Source organism: Macrococcoides bohemicum (genome assembly GCF_003259675.1).
In the GTDB taxonomy this organism is placed as follows: domain Bacteria; phylum Bacillota; class Bacilli; order Staphylococcales; family Staphylococcaceae; genus Macrococcoides; species Macrococcoides bohemicum.
The window spans coordinates 25,235-41,746 of the sequence record NZ_PZJG01000006.1 but is presented as its reverse complement, the minus strand read 5'-3'; the positions used below and the strand labels follow the sequence as shown (position 1 = coordinate 41,746).

Annotated in this window: 6 protein-coding genes and 1 CRISPR repeat array; all 6 genes read right to left on the bottom strand. The window is 31.0% G+C overall.

The window, feature by feature from the left end; all coding sequences use genetic code 11:
• Positions 1–6: 6 nt before the first annotated feature.
• The 6 genes from BHX94_RS09650 to cas9 all read right to left on the bottom strand — a co-directional run bounded on the left by BHX94_RS09650 (position 7) and on the right by cas9 (position 15,848).
• Positions 7–1,881 carry a DUF262 domain-containing protein gene (locus tag BHX94_RS09650; RefSeq protein WP_111746238.1) on the bottom strand — a complete coding sequence of 625 codons (1,875 nt, stop codon included), beginning with the start codon at positions 1,879–1,881 and terminating at the stop codon, positions 7–9.
• Positions 1,871–3,220, bottom strand: coding sequence for a DUF262 domain-containing protein (locus BHX94_RS09645; protein ID WP_111746236.1), 1,350 nt, complete (start codon positions 3,218–3,220; stop codon positions 1,871–1,873). Before BHX94_RS09645 ends, BHX94_RS09650 begins: the two co-directional genes overlap by 11 nt.
• 484 nt (positions 3,221–3,704) lie before the next feature.
• A CRISPR array of direct repeats spans positions 3,705–9,690; the repeat unit is 36 nt; unit sequence GTTTCACTTCATTCTAAAAGATCATAGTTCTAAAAC.
• 83 nt (positions 9,691–9,773) lie between these two features.
• Positions 9,774–10,619 (bottom strand): hypothetical protein, encoded by an 846-nt coding sequence (locus tag BHX94_RS09640; RefSeq protein WP_111746234.1) that lies wholly within the window; start codon positions 10,617–10,619, stop codon positions 9,774–9,776.
• The gene (cas2, locus tag BHX94_RS09635; RefSeq protein WP_242446684.1) at positions 10,616–10,939 is read right to left on the bottom strand and encodes a CRISPR-associated endonuclease Cas2; all 324 of its coding nucleotides are present in this window, start codon (positions 10,937–10,939) and stop codon (positions 10,616–10,618) included. The genes BHX94_RS09640 and cas2 overlap by 4 nt, the downstream gene beginning before the upstream one ends.
• An 11-nt stretch (positions 10,940–10,950) precedes the next feature.
• Complete coding sequence (cas1, locus tag BHX94_RS09630) at positions 10,951–11,826, bottom strand: type II CRISPR-associated endonuclease Cas1 (RefSeq protein ID WP_111746232.1); 876 nt, start codon at positions 11,824–11,826, stop codon at positions 10,951–10,953.
• A complete protein-coding gene (gene cas9, locus BHX94_RS09625; RefSeq protein ID WP_111746230.1) occupies positions 11,823–15,848 on the bottom strand; it encodes a type II CRISPR RNA-guided endonuclease Cas9 in 4,026 nt (1,341 codons plus the stop codon). The genes cas1 and cas9 overlap by 4 nt, the downstream gene beginning before the upstream one ends.
• Positions 15,849–16,512: the final 664 nt, after the last annotated feature.

The following is a 16,512-nucleotide window of genomic DNA, read 5'->3' as shown; positions in this document are numbered from 1 at the left end:
ATTCGATTATGAATCGGCTTTTCTAATATCATTATCTATTATCGTTATCATTTCATCACAATGACATTTAACCTTTTCTTTACTCCACCCTGATTTTTTCGTTATATGTGCCATAATCTCCAGTTTCAAGCTTTGGTTAATGATATGCTCAACTTTAGCTTTCTCTTCCGGTATACGATTGGAGAACATTGAATTGCCACTTACTGATATAAGTGCGAGATTACCGAAGCTATTTAATTCATCGTGTTCATCCCATATATCTCCATTCAAAGGATGTTGTGGATAGAAATGTTCAATTGAGTTTCTAAATTGGAACTCCCAGTTTGATAACTTAGTAATCACTTGCTTTTGTTCATTTTCATACCCATCTCTGTACAATAGATAATCCAGATAATTAAATACGATATGTTCTATCTGAAAACCACGTTTGTTCTTATAATCAGATTTTCTTACGCTTTCTCTACAGTAATCTTCAAGTATCTGAATAACATCTGATTCCTCTTTATTCTCATTCAGGATACTTTTAAGCACTAGCGTAATCCAGCGCATTGCTTTCGGTGATGTATAGGTCACTCTAAGCGCTGATTGTAACACTTTTAATTGTTTATTCTCTGACCCTTTTAAAGTATCAACATAATCAGCTGTATAATTTTCTCTCTCGACATATCTTTTCATTTTCTGTAATGACCATCTACCTTCATTTAGAGCTTTACCTTTGTATTCTCTTTTGATAATTATTCTATCGAATATGATTCTTGTCTTTAATAGTTGAAATAGAAAGTCTTTAGATTGCTTTCCTCTGTCTTCATCGCTTTCATCATCATTTTTCTGCCAGACCCACGCTAAGCTTTGTAATAGCTGTTTATCATCTAAACCCGGTGTTTCATTATCCTCTTTACTTAAGGCAGCGTTAACCTGGAGCAAAAAATTAGGAAATGAAATAATAGAATCGAATCGTTCACCATCATTTTCGAATACAGTGTTGCTCGTATCTCCTTTTGTATCACCTTTACCCTTAATTCTATCTATTAGTGTCATTTGCTCGTTGTGATTTCCACTATTATTATTCGTTGATAAATCATCGAAGCACTTTAGATTTTCTTTAAGATTATCCCAGTTATCATTAAATATTTCTCCCCTAAAATCGCTGCTAAAATTCATCTGTACATATCGATTCATATTGGAACATGCATCCCAGATTGTTGCAGCTAACGTTTGATCATTACTAGATGTCATTTGCTCTAAGATTCTTGCCTTAGCAATTTCATGTAGTTCAAGCTGCTCACCACGTGTATTCATAATTTCAAAGTAATGGTTCAAATCAATATCTTGTGGGACATAGATAACAACTAACTTCACTTTAGTTAACTTAGTTTTAAAGTCTTCTTTAACTATTTTATGTACCAGGAAATAATTTTTAATAATCTCATAACCTTTTAAGATTTCATCAGATAGTATACTGCCATAATTATTAACATTAGCTTCATTAATTAAATCCAACGTCTGATTTGACTGTACTCTCGCTTCAAACCTCAATGCTTCTTTATCAAAGTCGATGCCTAAATAAATACATAGTAAATACAATGTCGTGAGCCTCTGCTGCCCATCAATGACTTCATTCGTATATAGATAGTCTTCGTCAGATAACGTATCTCTTTTATTTAAGATTAAATTTCCTAAGAAGTACTCACCTGTATCCGTATCCAGTGTCACTGCACTGTCTATATCTTCAATGAGTTGTACAATTTGAGTCTCACCCCATGCATAATTTCGTTGATAGATGGGGATCAAGAAACGCATGTTCTTAAAAATTTCGGATGCTGATTTGGTAAATACATTTTTATTTGTATATCCTGATATACTCTGTTTATTATTCGTCATTATTTAAGCTCCAATGATTAATTTTGAAAATTTCTTCTTTCATTATTTTATATTTATTATGGTGTTCAGGTTGTTTAAACAGTATTTCCATAAGTTCATTTGGATGTCTCATTTCTTTAATACGCTCAAATAAATTCAATCCTGGATTAATTTCATGATTGCCTTGCGCATACTTATTAATCGTTAGTTTGCTCACTCTTTTCATATGCAGTCTAATCGAATAACTCCATGTATATAATATATTTTCAATCCTTGGAGTGAATGCTTCCTCTCCAAAACGATCAATACACATTAATACTAAAGCTTCATACAACCTTTTCGTAAGCCAATCGCCTCGCACACTTTCGTCCCCCAGCACTTCTGGATGCTCACGGTTCGCATTATTGATTCTATATGCTACTTTCTTTAGCAATTTCTCGTAATACAATATATATTCAAAAAAACGCCTACCTGCTATAATCGGTTCTGTTAATTGAAACTGCGTTATAGGAGTAGAAGCGAAGAGCTCATTGTTGCCACTTCTATTAAACTGTTCAACATAAAGGTGACTTGCTTTATGATACATTGCATAGTTAAACGTACTGTCAGCGTTAATCCCTTTAAATACATCTATATTCTTTGAAGAATAACCAATACCATCTTTATTTCTTTGCCACTGATGGATTGGATAGAGATACCACTCAAATATCAGTGAAAGTCTCGCTTGATCGATATTCTCCCACTGCTGAATTAAATCCATAGTCGCTTGTTCATCATTATGTTTCATTTCTCGTAAATGATAAGACTTGAGTAAATCATGCGGCGCAAGTGCCTTTCCTCTAGAATTCTGAGAATCAAAGAACTGAAATGCTTCCTGAACGTTGTCTGTAACAATCTGAACGATTGTACATCGTTCTAACAGATACTGCTCTAATCTCTTTATTTCATCCAGACTTAATTCTCCAACACGTTTGTTCAAGATATCAAAGTTACGAACGATCGCTGCATGAGACAAGTCGTCATACTTTTCATTAAGTAAAGATAATCTGTCTTCATAATCACTGTTTTCACTTTTTATAACAAATAATAAGATAGATAATGTGGTAAGCCTCTGCTGACCATCTACAATATTATAGAAATCGTTATCTTTGTGAAGAATCACACTCCCTAAGCGATATTCTGATATATTATTATTAAATGCTTCATAGATATCCATAAATAATTGATTAGCAGATTTAGAACTCCAGCGATAAGGCCTTTGATAGGAAGGAATTTTAAGGGTTAATGATCCTTCTCCATTTGAACTCAACATCAAATCTTTAAGCGATAGTATCTTTAAGTCATTAGTTATAAGTGTCATGTCGTATCCTCTTAATTAATATTTTCTTTATTATAATATAAATACATTAAATATTTGAAAATTATGTGATATAGTGAAAAATTTTGGACATGAAAAAACGATTCGATTAGGAATCGGTTGTAAAGAATCATTTTATATTATTTTTCTAGAAACAATTCTAACTTCTCTTTATCCTTACCTAACTCTTTAACGTTCATCTTGTATTTCTTATTAACGTTTTCGAGCGTATAGTTAAAGTGTTCACTATCCGAAATCAATCTGCATATTCTCTAGATTACTAACCTCGGAACATCTAATTTATAGGGTTGGTCAGAATCCATATTTCACAGAGTACTATAACGCATTTTAAAGATTTATAATACGCATCAAAATCTCACTTATACTAAATTTCGCAGAGTACTAAAACTACAAACTCAATCTCTCTATCCCATCCACCATCTCATAGTTCTAAAACACTCGTGCAATCCTACTCTTAAAGCGATAGGTTTCACTTCATTCTAAAAGATCATAGTTCTAAAACAAACGCAGACGTAGAAAAGCAGTAGATTAAGTTTCACTTCATTCTAAAAGATCATAGTTCTAAAACATACATTCTAAAAGATCATAGTTCTAAAACACAAAGTAAGCTGTCAATGCGTTCTTTTTAGTTTCACTTCATTCTAAAAGATCATAGTTCTAAAACGTAAGTCTAAATATTCAGTTGCAATATTTGTTTCACTTCATTCTAAAAGATCATAGTTCTAAAACGTTGAGAATGCGAAGAATAAGATAAAAGGAAGTTTCACTTCATTCTAAAAGATCATAGTTCTAAAACACGTATGTTGCGCCGGCCTGGTCCGCTGCCGTTTCACTTCATTCTAAAAGATCATAGTTCTAAAACCCAGCTATCGTAATTTTGAGTAATACCGCCGTTTCACTTCATTCTAAAAGATCATAGTTCTAAAACATCAACTCTGCGAACTCTCCTAACATTTTAGTTTCACTTCATTCTAAAAGATCATAGTTCTAAAACAGATACGACCATGTGCAGGGTTCTCGATAAGTTTCACTTCATTCTAAAAGATCATAGTTCTAAAACATAAGATACTCATTATTTAAGTACGGAACAGTTTCACTTCATTCTAAAAGATCATAGTTCTAAAACATTGTTGCTCAAATTGTTGCAGTTGTTATGTTTCACTTCATTCTAAAAGATCATAGTTCTAAAACCGTTAAACCTCCCACAAATTAAATTTTTCGGTTTCACTTCATTCTAAAAGATCATAGTTCTAAAACAACGGAGAAGGCGCAAGTACAGATATAGCAGTTTCACTTCATTCTAAAAGATCATAGTTCTAAAACCTAACTGTTCACTTACATAGCGCTCAACCGTTTCACTTCATTCTAAAAGATCATAGTTCTAAAACACAAACACTGAGACAACAACACAGCTTGTAGTTTCACTTCATTCTAAAAGATCATAGTTCTAAAACATATATTTTAAAGTAATTGCTTCACTACTAGTTTCACTTCATTCTAAAAGATCATAGTTCTAAAACGAAACAGGGTTATTAACATTTGGTCCTAAAGTTTCACTTCATTCTAAAAGATCATAGTTCTAAAACACGAAATATAAACGAAATTAAACGGAGGTAGTTTCACTTCATTCTAAAAGATCATAGTTCTAAAACAAAAAACATGGGAAAGAAAACTGATTTTAGTTTCACTTCATTCTAAAAGATCATAGTTCTAAAACGGATAGATTAAGTGGTTTTTAATACCATTTGTTTCACTTCATTCTAAAAGATCATAGTTCTAAAACGTAGATGTAACAGTATTATCTGTGTTGTTGTTTCACTTCATTCTAAAAGATCATAGTTCTAAAACATAAACGGAGGATTATACCTCCATACTGCGTTTCACTTCATTCTAAAAGATCATAGTTCTAAAACGAGTTAAAGTTATTCTCAACTGATGGACCAGTTTCACTTCATTCTAAAAGATCATAGTTCTAAAACATTAAGTTATAAGATTTTGTCTGATTATATGTTTCACTTCATTCTAAAAGATCATAGTTCTAAAACTATCTTCCCAATATTTAATTGTCTTCTTATGTTTCACTTCATTCTAAAAGATCATAGTTCTAAAACTTACCAACTTTTTTAATTTCCATTTCTTTTGTTTCACTTCATTCTAAAAGATCATAGTTCTAAAACACTTACTAAAGTAATCCATTGGATCGATATGTTTCACTTCATTCTAAAAGATCATAGTTCTAAAACTTCACGGCTACAGATGGCACGCAAAAAGATGTTTCACTTCATTCTAAAAGATCATAGTTCTAAAACATATATGATTATGAGCGTTTAGTAGTTTTTGTTTCACTTCATTCTAAAAGATCATAGTTCTAAAACGTCAAAACAGTAAATCAAGTCACTATGATAGTTTCACTTCATTCTAAAAGATCATAGTTCTAAAACATCGCAGTACTAACCATTTCAGAACAAGCGGTTTCACTTCATTCTAAAAGATCATAGTTCTAAAACCTCCTCACACTCCCTTTGTCATAATAACTTGTTTCACTTCATTCTAAAAGATCATAGTTCTAAAACGTATTCACACGTGATCTATACGTATTTCGGTTTCACTTCATTCTAAAAGATCATAGTTCTAAAACGAGATATGGAACTCATATCAAGTGAGTATGGTTTCACTTCATTCTAAAAGATCATAGTTCTAAAACGCTCCGATTAATCTATAACCGTCACGTCCTGTTTCACTTCATTCTAAAAGATCATAGTTCTAAAACAAATGATGAACCTCTGTATCTCGAAAACGAGTTTCACTTCATTCTAAAAGATCATAGTTCTAAAACTAACTTTAGAAGTTTGTGCCATGTCGCTACGTTTCACTTCATTCTAAAAGATCATAGTTCTAAAACTGAAACGTCTTATATAAAGCGATGAACCTGTTTCACTTCATTCTAAAAGATCATAGTTCTAAAACAACAATTTCCTGTTCCTTACGTCTTGCTTGTTTCACTTCATTCTAAAAGATCATAGTTCTAAAACACCGAAAAAGATATGGGGAAAATCATATGGGTTTCACTTCATTCTAAAAGATCATAGTTCTAAAACACTTCGTAATCCTTGTTCACAAACATATCTGTTTCACTTCATTCTAAAAGATCATAGTTCTAAAACATTGAGAAGATAAAACTTGATAAGACTTTTGTTTCACTTCATTCTAAAAGATCATAGTTCTAAAACAAAATATCACGAAGAACCGTGAAATTTACAGTTTCACTTCATTCTAAAAGATCATAGTTCTAAAACTTATTCGAGTGGGTAGGAAAAGGCTTACTCGTTTCACTTCATTCTAAAAGATCATAGTTCTAAAACTTTACACCCGAGATACGCCACGACTCTGTGTTTCACTTCATTCTAAAAGATCATAGTTCTAAAACATATTCATAGACTGTTCAGTTACAGAAAAAGTTTCACTTCATTCTAAAAGATCATAGTTCTAAAACCATAGGCTCGACATCCGAAATAAATGTGTTGTTTCACTTCATTCTAAAAGATCATAGTTCTAAAACAACATGCGATATGCAGATGGTAAACAGTATGTTTCACTTCATTCTAAAAGATCATAGTTCTAAAACAAACACTACTCACACTATCAACTAAAATTGTTTCACTTCATTCTAAAAGATCATAGTTCTAAAACCGTAGCTTTTTCCATAAGTTCATCTAATGTGTTTCACTTCATTCTAAAAGATCATAGTTCTAAAACACCTGTTATGTAGATTGTACGACCAATACTGTTTCACTTCATTCTAAAAGATCATAGTTCTAAAACTATTCCCATGAGTCCATCATTACAGATGGTGTTTCACTTCATTCTAAAAGATCATAGTTCTAAAACCAACCGTACTAGCTTTAGAACTAGTACGGAGTTTCACTTCATTCTAAAAGATCATAGTTCTAAAACGGCATCTCTTTATCATAAACTAATTCTAATGTTTCACTTCATTCTAAAAGATCATAGTTCTAAAACAAATATCCATCAATTTATGAATTCGGATATGTTTCACTTCATTCTAAAAGATCATAGTTCTAAAACATGGCGCTCATTCCACGGATTGAACGTTACGTTTCACTTCATTCTAAAAGATCATAGTTCTAAAACAAGTAATAATCATATACAAGTTGACCACCAGTTTCACTTCATTCTAAAAGATCATAGTTCTAAAACAGTACGCATCTGCTCCCCACGCTGAATTGCGTTTCACTTCATTCTAAAAGATCATAGTTCTAAAACCAGTCGTTAAATGTAGGCTTTCTATTCTTGTTTCACTTCATTCTAAAAGATCATAGTTCTAAAACACAGATGCCATGGCAGAACCTAAAGCAAGGTTTCACTTCATTCTAAAAGATCATAGTTCTAAAACTGGACGCTTTCAAACGAATCATTATTTGAAGTTTCACTTCATTCTAAAAGATCATAGTTCTAAAACTAAAATTAGTGAAACGGTTTTAATTCAGAAGTTTCACTTCATTCTAAAAGATCATAGTTCTAAAACTACGTATTTGTTTCCTCCAGTTTTCTTTCTGTTTCACTTCATTCTAAAAGATCATAGTTCTAAAACTCGTATATTTCAATAAACTGTGCATCTTCAGTTTCACTTCATTCTAAAAGATCATAGTTCTAAAACAACCATGCTTATAACATTCAATGGTACAAGTTTCACTTCATTCTAAAAGATCATAGTTCTAAAACAATCTTTTTCTTGGTCACTTGTTAAATAATGTTTCACTTCATTCTAAAAGATCATAGTTCTAAAACTTACCTTGAAACAATTGGAAGAATCCTTTAGTTTCACTTCATTCTAAAAGATCATAGTTCTAAAACTACATGAGCGGTTCCTATGATTTCTCTTTGTTTCACTTCATTCTAAAAGATCATAGTTCTAAAACATACTACAACGACATCCAGCATTCTCTTTCGTTTCACTTCATTCTAAAAGATCATAGTTCTAAAACGCAAGCCACTTAACGCCCTCGCCAGCCTTAGTTTCACTTCATTCTAAAAGATCATAGTTCTAAAACGGAGGAAATCGTGCGAATGGGCAACAAAGTGTTTCACTTCATTCTAAAAGATCATAGTTCTAAAACAGAGAACATATGTATTATCAAAACATTTTAGTTTCACTTCATTCTAAAAGATCATAGTTCTAAAACATACTTCCATATGTCGTGACACTCATTGACGTTTCACTTCATTCTAAAAGATCATAGTTCTAAAACAATGGTGCTTTATTAAATGATGCAGTAAACGTTTCACTTCATTCTAAAAGATCATAGTTCTAAAACGGAACCAATCTTTCTTATTACCTACTAATCGTTTCACTTCATTCTAAAAGATCATAGTTCTAAAACAACAAATAATAAATGGTGTGCTTTCATTTAGTTTCACTTCATTCTAAAAGATCATAGTTCTAAAACGTGGTTTGCCTGTCTCTGTTTCAAATCTGTGTTTCACTTCATTCTAAAAGATCATAGTTCTAAAACATAGACTTACTTAAGTTAGTTATCAATCATGTTTCACTTCATTCTAAAAGATCATAGTTCTAAAACACATGATGATTAATTCAATTAGTTCACTTGGTTTCACTTCATTCTAAAAGATCATAGTTCTAAAACTGTACATCATTCTTAAGCACTCTTACGAACGTTTCACTTCATTCTAAAAGATCATAGTTCTAAAACTACTACTTAAGAAATTAAGTAATAGGGTTGTTTCACTTCATTCTAAAAGATCATAGTTCTAAAACGCGCATCATTAAATCATCGCCATAAATGATGTTTCACTTCATTCTAAAAGATCATAGTTCTAAAACTTATGATTTGGACGAAGAAAGGTAGACGATGTTTCACTTCATTCTAAAAGATCATAGTTCTAAAACGCCATTTCAAAAGCTACAGCGTTCCAAGTGGTTTCACTTCATTCTAAAAGATCATAGTTCTAAAACAGCTCTTTTATTGGCACCTTCTCGTCAATGTTTCACTTCATTCTAAAAGATCATAGTTCTAAAACTTGCTGCTTGTGATGTCTGCGTTTCTGCTAGTTTCACTTCATTCTAAAAGATCATAGTTCTAAAACATAACAATATTTACCGTCTTATCAAAATCAGTTTCACTTCATTCTAAAAGATCATAGTTCTAAAACAATATTGCAATATACTCAGATGATAAAACGTTTCACTTCATTCTAAAAGATCATAGTTCTAAAACTTTAATAATGCGAGTGGACCAATCGATATGTTTCACTTCATTCTAAAAGATCATAGTTCTAAAACGAAGCTTTAAATGACTTTGCCATACCTTTGTTTCACTTCATTCTAAAAGATCATAGTTCTAAAACCTACTGCTTGAACTTTAGCAACTGCCATAGTTTCACTTCATTCTAAAAGATCATAGTTCTAAAACTCAAAACACGAAGTTATGAGGTATAAACTACTCTTTGTAATGATAATGAAACAGTTTTTATAGTTATTACTTATTATACACGACTAGTACTCATTAATAAATCTGATATAGCGCTCATCTTTAATAAAGTATTGTCGAGAAAATTCATTAATAGCTATTTGTCTCACAATGTTCTCATCTATCTCTTCGTTTGGGAACATTAATCGAAATTCGTCTCTAACCTGATTAATATCAAATAAAGTCATATTATCCTTACTCATAGACAAAGAATCCGCTTCTATCATAAAATACGGATGATTTGTAACCATAATCGTTGTCATTCCATAATTTTTAATTAAATCCATAAAAGCTTTAACGTCTTTCACACCCAGATTTGATTCAGGAAACAACAGAAAAAGAATATTTTCTTTTTTCTCCTCCTTCATCAAATCAATACATGCTTTCCTCGCCTGTATTGCACTTAAATGACTAAAATCATTATGAACATCTATTTTAAAAAGCTTTAAAAATTGTTTAAACTTCAACTGAGTTTCATCTATCTCAATTTGATAATAATCATCTTTTATCTTCATTATAGAAGATAAAAGGCTCATTTCTTTTTCAATGCGTTCATATATATTTCCTATCTCTTCTTTACCTAGACAATCTTGCTCAAGTCTTTTCATCATAGCATCTTTCATCTGTTTCTCTGATATCAAATCTAAAGTCCCACAATTAAGTATAATACTATGAAATGACTTTACATTAACTGTTTCAATATCTTCATCTATCAGCTCACTAAATAAGTCATCTCCGTCTTCTTTAGCATTAAGGTAGTTAAGCAAATTTCTTATAAATTCATTACATTGATAAGTATCCTCAAAAGTAATTGCGTTAATTTTATTTTCTTTAATATCAATTACTGCAGACAGATTACTTGATATTTTCATAACTCAATCATCCTATCTGTTCGTAATCCAATCATGCCTTGCGGAGGTTCTCCTACCAAATATGTCATTTCACTAAATTGCTTCTCAGTTACTGTTAAGGTCTGGACTGTTCCGTTAAGTGGTACTTCTTGCTTTAACTTATTCATTTGGTGAATCAATGTACCTCTATTAAAGATGAGCTTACTATAGATAGAATATTGTATTCTGACAAAACCTTCTTTAGTCAAATATTTGACGAACTGACGATAAGCACGCCTCTCCCTAGAAGTTTCAACTGGCAAATCGAACATTACAAATAACCTCAAATATTTCGCCCCCATACATATCTCCTTTAATATTTCCAACTTGGAAACTTAATATATTTTTCATTTCCAGTGGATAAATATTTAAATACACTTTCAACATATATTTCTATGGCGTTCACTAAGTAATACATTTTATTATTTACACATATTTTTTTATTGAGAACATCTGCAATTTTTCTTTTTTCTTCTTTTTCAAATGAATCTCTAATTGTATCCAGCACAGTATAATCTATAAGTGGTCGTATTACTTCCATTAGGTCAGATGCTAGATTATATAAATTAAATTCATTTCTATGCATGATTCCAATCTCTGTAAGATAACCTTTACTTATTATTGTTCTTGCAAATATTGCTAATATAATTTGATACCCATAATCCAACCCTGCATTTTTCACATGTTCTGTGTTTCTGGTAATTTCGTTACTGAAGATAATATTAAAATATACTTTCGCTGAATGACCTTCTCTATTTGTATAGTCTCCAGGCTTAACATCACGGATGTATTCATCGAAAATTGAAACATCCAGTGTTTTGAAATAGTACTTAATAATTTGCTTTTGATATTCTATTTTTTTCTTGATAATCAATTGCCACATGCGTTCCTTAAATTCTGGATGCCAATTCATTTGTTGCTCAATAAGTCTGGATTGACGATGATGCCCGTACACTGCATGTAGAAATGTTTGTGGTAAATGATCTTTACCACAAACAATTGTCATAATTTTATTTTCTGTTAAAGCATTCATTAAATGACCTGTTAACGAAATGTTTGGATTTTCAATGATTAGACAAGATATTTCTCCAATAGGAACTTGTGTATGTGTCTCTGACTTCACAACAAGATGATTCATTCGCAATGACAGTTTCGACTCTTTTGTTATCACTATTGTTCTGAAACTCATTTTAATGACTCCGCGAGTTTATAAAGGGATTTTAATTTTGTGGATTTAAGTCCTGTAATTGATTTATATTGAATTTTAGCATTGATATCTTTACCGAAGAAAGTAGTATCTGACAGACCACTCATTCTTCCACCCAGATAATCTGAGCGTCCTGCGTTTGCACCAGCCACTTTAAAAACTTCTTTTATACACTTTTCAAAGTCTTCTAAAGTCATCTCTGTAGTTTCAAAGTATTTCATAATTTTTTCTATTTTAGATTCTTTATCTTTTTTCGGTAGTATAATCGCATAGTCTTCAATAAGTTTTTGTGCGACAGATTGATAAACTACGTTTAATTCTTCTTTAGATTGATTAATCTTACCTCTTAAAGTCTCTCTTAAGTTAATTTGCTCTTCAATTGACATTCTAAATTGACGACCGTTGATAACTTCTCCACTTGAAACGAAATAAGTCGGATGTTCATTAAGATAAATAATATCTCCCTTATTAATTTCAAATAAATACTTTGCTTCTGTTACTTCAAATTTACTTTCTCTATTTGCTAAATACAATGCAAGTTCATCTTTTGATAATCCTTGATTTTGATAGCTTTCAATAACTAGCTCATCTACTACGCTATATTTTTCTTTAGGTTTACCATTCTTACCAACCTCTACGTAATAAATAGCATGCGATTTTAAAACCTTCATTTCTTTATAAACTACAAAATCATTTTTGTTAGAATCGTATTTTGCTTGATTTAATTTTGGTGAATAAGCTGTCTGTTTATAGAATGCGCTCTCTTGACCACCTGTTTTTCTTACGTAATTAATTTTAAAGTTATCGATGTCCATCTTAATCTTAGAAGTCAATAATTCACCTTGTGATAGATCTAAATTTTTGATTTTATTAAAGAAGAAGAAGTCATCTTTTTTTCTATTTTCATTTAAATTTTCTCCCATTGCTTTCCACTTTTGACGAACTTTTTCACGTTTAAAGTTAAAATCAAAGAAGTCAACATCTGGATATAACACTCGACCTGCCAGGTATACAACACCGTTCAAATAAGCATCAATCGCATGATGACTATCATTAAGCTCACGTATCTTCGGAATTTCAAATCGTTTTCTAAATTCACTTGCAAATCTTGATTTCATAGGAATAACTTTAGTATCAGAATATTCTTCTTCTAGAAAATCTCTTACGTGAGAAGAAATTTGTCTCGTTTCTACTAACTGTCTTTGAATGAACCCTTCTTTATCTAGTTCTGATAATGTCTGTTTCATTAATCTAGCCAATTTAGTACTGCTTATTAAACCATTATCATTTAATCGTTTCCAGAAACTAATCATATATCCACGTTTCGTTTCAGACATTTTTTCAAGTGGCATTGCATCCCCAGACTTATGTTGGTTTGCAGATTTTACTACAAGTACCTTATTATTAATACTGTCATCCTTCACTAATCGTTGTGGATAAATATGATCTATTTCATAAACTTGATTTGATTTATCATTTAATAATCTTCCTAAATCTATGCTTTCATGTGTATACATACATTTTCCATTTTGAGATAGATAGAGCCATAACCTATCATTCTGAAAATCAAAGTTTTCATCAGAAGACTCATCAATGACTTTTTTATAATCAGCAACTGACTTCAGTTTATTAACTTTAATATTACTATCCCACTGCTGTTTTCTTGATTTTTGTCGTTTCGCTTTTTCACCATCTTCAGTAGCAAACTCCATAACAATGTATTCAGGTTCACCAAAAATTGTTGTTAATTCACGCACAATTTCTAATGTATTCCAAATCCCTTTCTTAAGTGCTGGTGATGTAGCTAATGCTGCGACATCTTTGTATCTTACCTGATGGTGTTCGATTTGATTTTCGTCAGAGATGAATTCTTTGAAACCATAATCTTTACTCGTAATAATTTCCATAAAGTTTTGATCTGTTCGGCGTAATAGATCAATTACAGTAAAACCTTTATAGTCATGTGTTAATAATTTTTCACTAATTCTACCCCACCCAGAATAGTTGAGCTTCTTCAACTGTTCAATCTGTTTCTTAGATAACTCTGAATATTTTTCTTTAATTTTATCTTCAAGTATATTTTTGTCTTCAAATATTGTAATCCAAAGAACAATTTCTTCAATCATGTCGTAATTATTTTCAACATCACCAATGATACGATTCATATCTTGATATGTTGATAGTTTTGATACAAATTTAGTTTCATCCTGAGTACCAAAAACCCTTAGCTTATCATCGAAAGATGTAAAGAATGACTTATGTTCAGATTTTTTCATTTTATCGATTAATGATTTATGTGTTACAGACTTACTTTTCTTGAAGATTTCATTATAAATATATAGTTTTACGCTTGGTTCAAGTCTATATTTCTTATGTTTAGGTGCATTTTCAGGTCTAATTTGAACACCATTCAATTCATTTAATACTTCCATTTCTTGATAAATCAAACTGTTTTTCGGAAGTACATCTTCATTCATCAAGTAAGTACATTTATTCGTCATTTTGCGTATGAACTCTTCAGCACTCTTAGAGCGGTTTACAATACTATCAAAATTCCATGGTTTAATACGTTCATCCGAATTTCTAGTCATCCATCCAAACTTTTGGTTTTCTGAATGTTTTACTAATGGTCCTACATAATAAGTAATTCTGAATCTAATGATGCTTAAAACTTGCTCAATCATTTCATTTGTAATTTCTTTATGATAACTTTGCTGATTCTTTAATATACGTTCTGCTTCAAAAAGATTATTTTGCATTGGAATACTTGAATTATCAACGGTATTTAACACTCTTAACAATTTGTTTTCTTCAAGTAATTCATAGAATGGATGAGACTTGTCGATATGTTTTTTTAATTCTTTATTCAAGTCATCATATTTGGTTTTTGGATGCTTTAAATACTGATCAAATAAACATAATTTTTTATAATTCTCATCGCTTGGTAATGCATCATAATTTCTTATCGCCTCTTTAGAAGAAACAAATATGTTTGTATACAATTGTTTTGTAGCATCTTTTTTATAAATAATATCTTTAACAGTTGTTAATTCATTTTTAAACTTATTGTAATCATTAACTTTAGAGTGTGATACGCACGATGCATCTTGTAGAATTGATTCAAGCACTAATGACATGTATACTTTATTTCCTAGTTCAATAAATTCACGTTGCTCTTGTTTTAATTGCTCACTCATCGAAGCTTCATAGTCTTCAGATAATGCATATGACTTTTTGTCTTCTTTTAAGGATTCGTAATTGTCCATTCCAGGAAAAAGCTCAAATTCTTTGAATTTCATCCCAAGCAACATTTTAAACATATCTGATAAAGGTTTCTGAATTTTGTTCAGTTGTTTTGAACGATCATTTCTAGTTAAACTTTCATCTTTCAGTATTTCAAATATTTCTTGTAGTTTAGCTGAATCTATTGATAGATTCATTTCATTTAGTGACTCAAATGATTCGATTAGTTCCTGTAAATCAGCGACACCTTCATTTCCTGTACGTTTGCTTAAGTCAAGCTGATCAAACAAAAAATGTCCGCGATATTTCACTAAATGATACAACGCTATGTATATAAGCTCAGGAGCAAACTTTTTTTGTTCTGTAAGCAGTGCATATTGTAAATGATAGATTGTAGGATACTTGCGCCCATCCATACCAAGAAATCTCAAAACTTCCGATAACGATTTCCCTTGAAAATCATGATTATTATTTTTCCACTTAGAAAGGTTTTCATATTTATAGAAGTTCGGATTCTTAACGAGTGGTGCCAATACTTCCTGTAGTAATCCTAATCGTTTTACACGACGGTTATATCTTCTTCTCGCACCTCTTTGCAAACGACGCTCAGCAGCAGTACTCGCTGATTCAAAAGTAAGAACACCGATTGCATGTTTATCGTGATATTTGAGGATATTAAAGTTTTTATCCATTGCACTATAACCGACTGATGCGGTACCGATGTCTAAACTCAAAATGTAAGGCTTAATACTTTCATCCATAAAAACCACTCCTTTGTATTATATTGTAAATATAACATGTAAATTTTTTATTGGGTACTTTTATTTTAGAATTTTCAGTTAATTTTATATAGACAATTCCTTAAAATTTGTTATAATATTTTTAGAAGCCATTCGCTTCATTCTAAAAGATCATAGTTAAGTTAAAATAAGCTTAAAGCGTTAAAGTGGTACTCATACCAACACCTCACTGTGTCAGTGAGGTTTTTATTTTTTTATAAAATTCTAAATTAAGTACGGAATAAAGTACATGTTTTTTACTACTTTGAAATTCTAAAATATGTATCTTAAAACAGATCTCTATAAAAATTAGATTATCCACATGGCTAATCTCAAATATAAATAGATCAATGAACAATTCATTTACAACTATACTAATAAGATGTTATTACATTTTTAACGAGGATTTCTAACATAGATACACCAAACCCCTTTTCTAGTCGGACAGAAAAGGGGTTTTTTGGTGGGCTTAATCATCTATTTTTTTGCTTATCTTTACGAATAAGTCAGTAAGTAAAGTAAACAACTGTGCAACCACGTATAATTGTATAGATTATTCCAATGAAGTCGTCTAACATTAAATACATCTCATTCCTCGTTCTAACACTATCGGCGTAAAATATTCTCTCCAGTCCATCATATCACC

Bases quoted from the DNA above. Each gene is read 5' to 3' on its own strand.
- BHX94_RS09650 (WP_111746238.1), bottom strand. From the start codon at position 1,881: ATGACGAATAATAAACAGAGTATATCAGGATATACAAATAAAAATGTA.
- BHX94_RS09645 (WP_111746236.1), bottom strand. From the start codon at position 3,220: ATGACACTTATAACTAATGACTTAAAGATACTATCGCTTAAAGATTTG.
- BHX94_RS09640 (WP_111746234.1), bottom strand. From the start codon at position 10,619: ATGAAAATATCAAGTAATCTGTCTGCAGTAATTGATATTAAAGAAAAT.
- cas2 (WP_242446684.1), bottom strand. From the start codon at position 10,939: ATGGGGGCGAAATATTTGAGGTTATTTGTAATGTTCGATTTGCCAGTT.
- cas1 (WP_111746232.1), bottom strand. From the start codon at position 11,826: ATGAGTTTCAGAACAATAGTGATAACAAAAGAGTCGAAACTGTCATTG.
- cas9 (WP_111746230.1), bottom strand. From the start codon at position 15,848: ATGGATGAAAGTATTAAGCCTTACATTTTGAGTTTAGACATCGGTACC.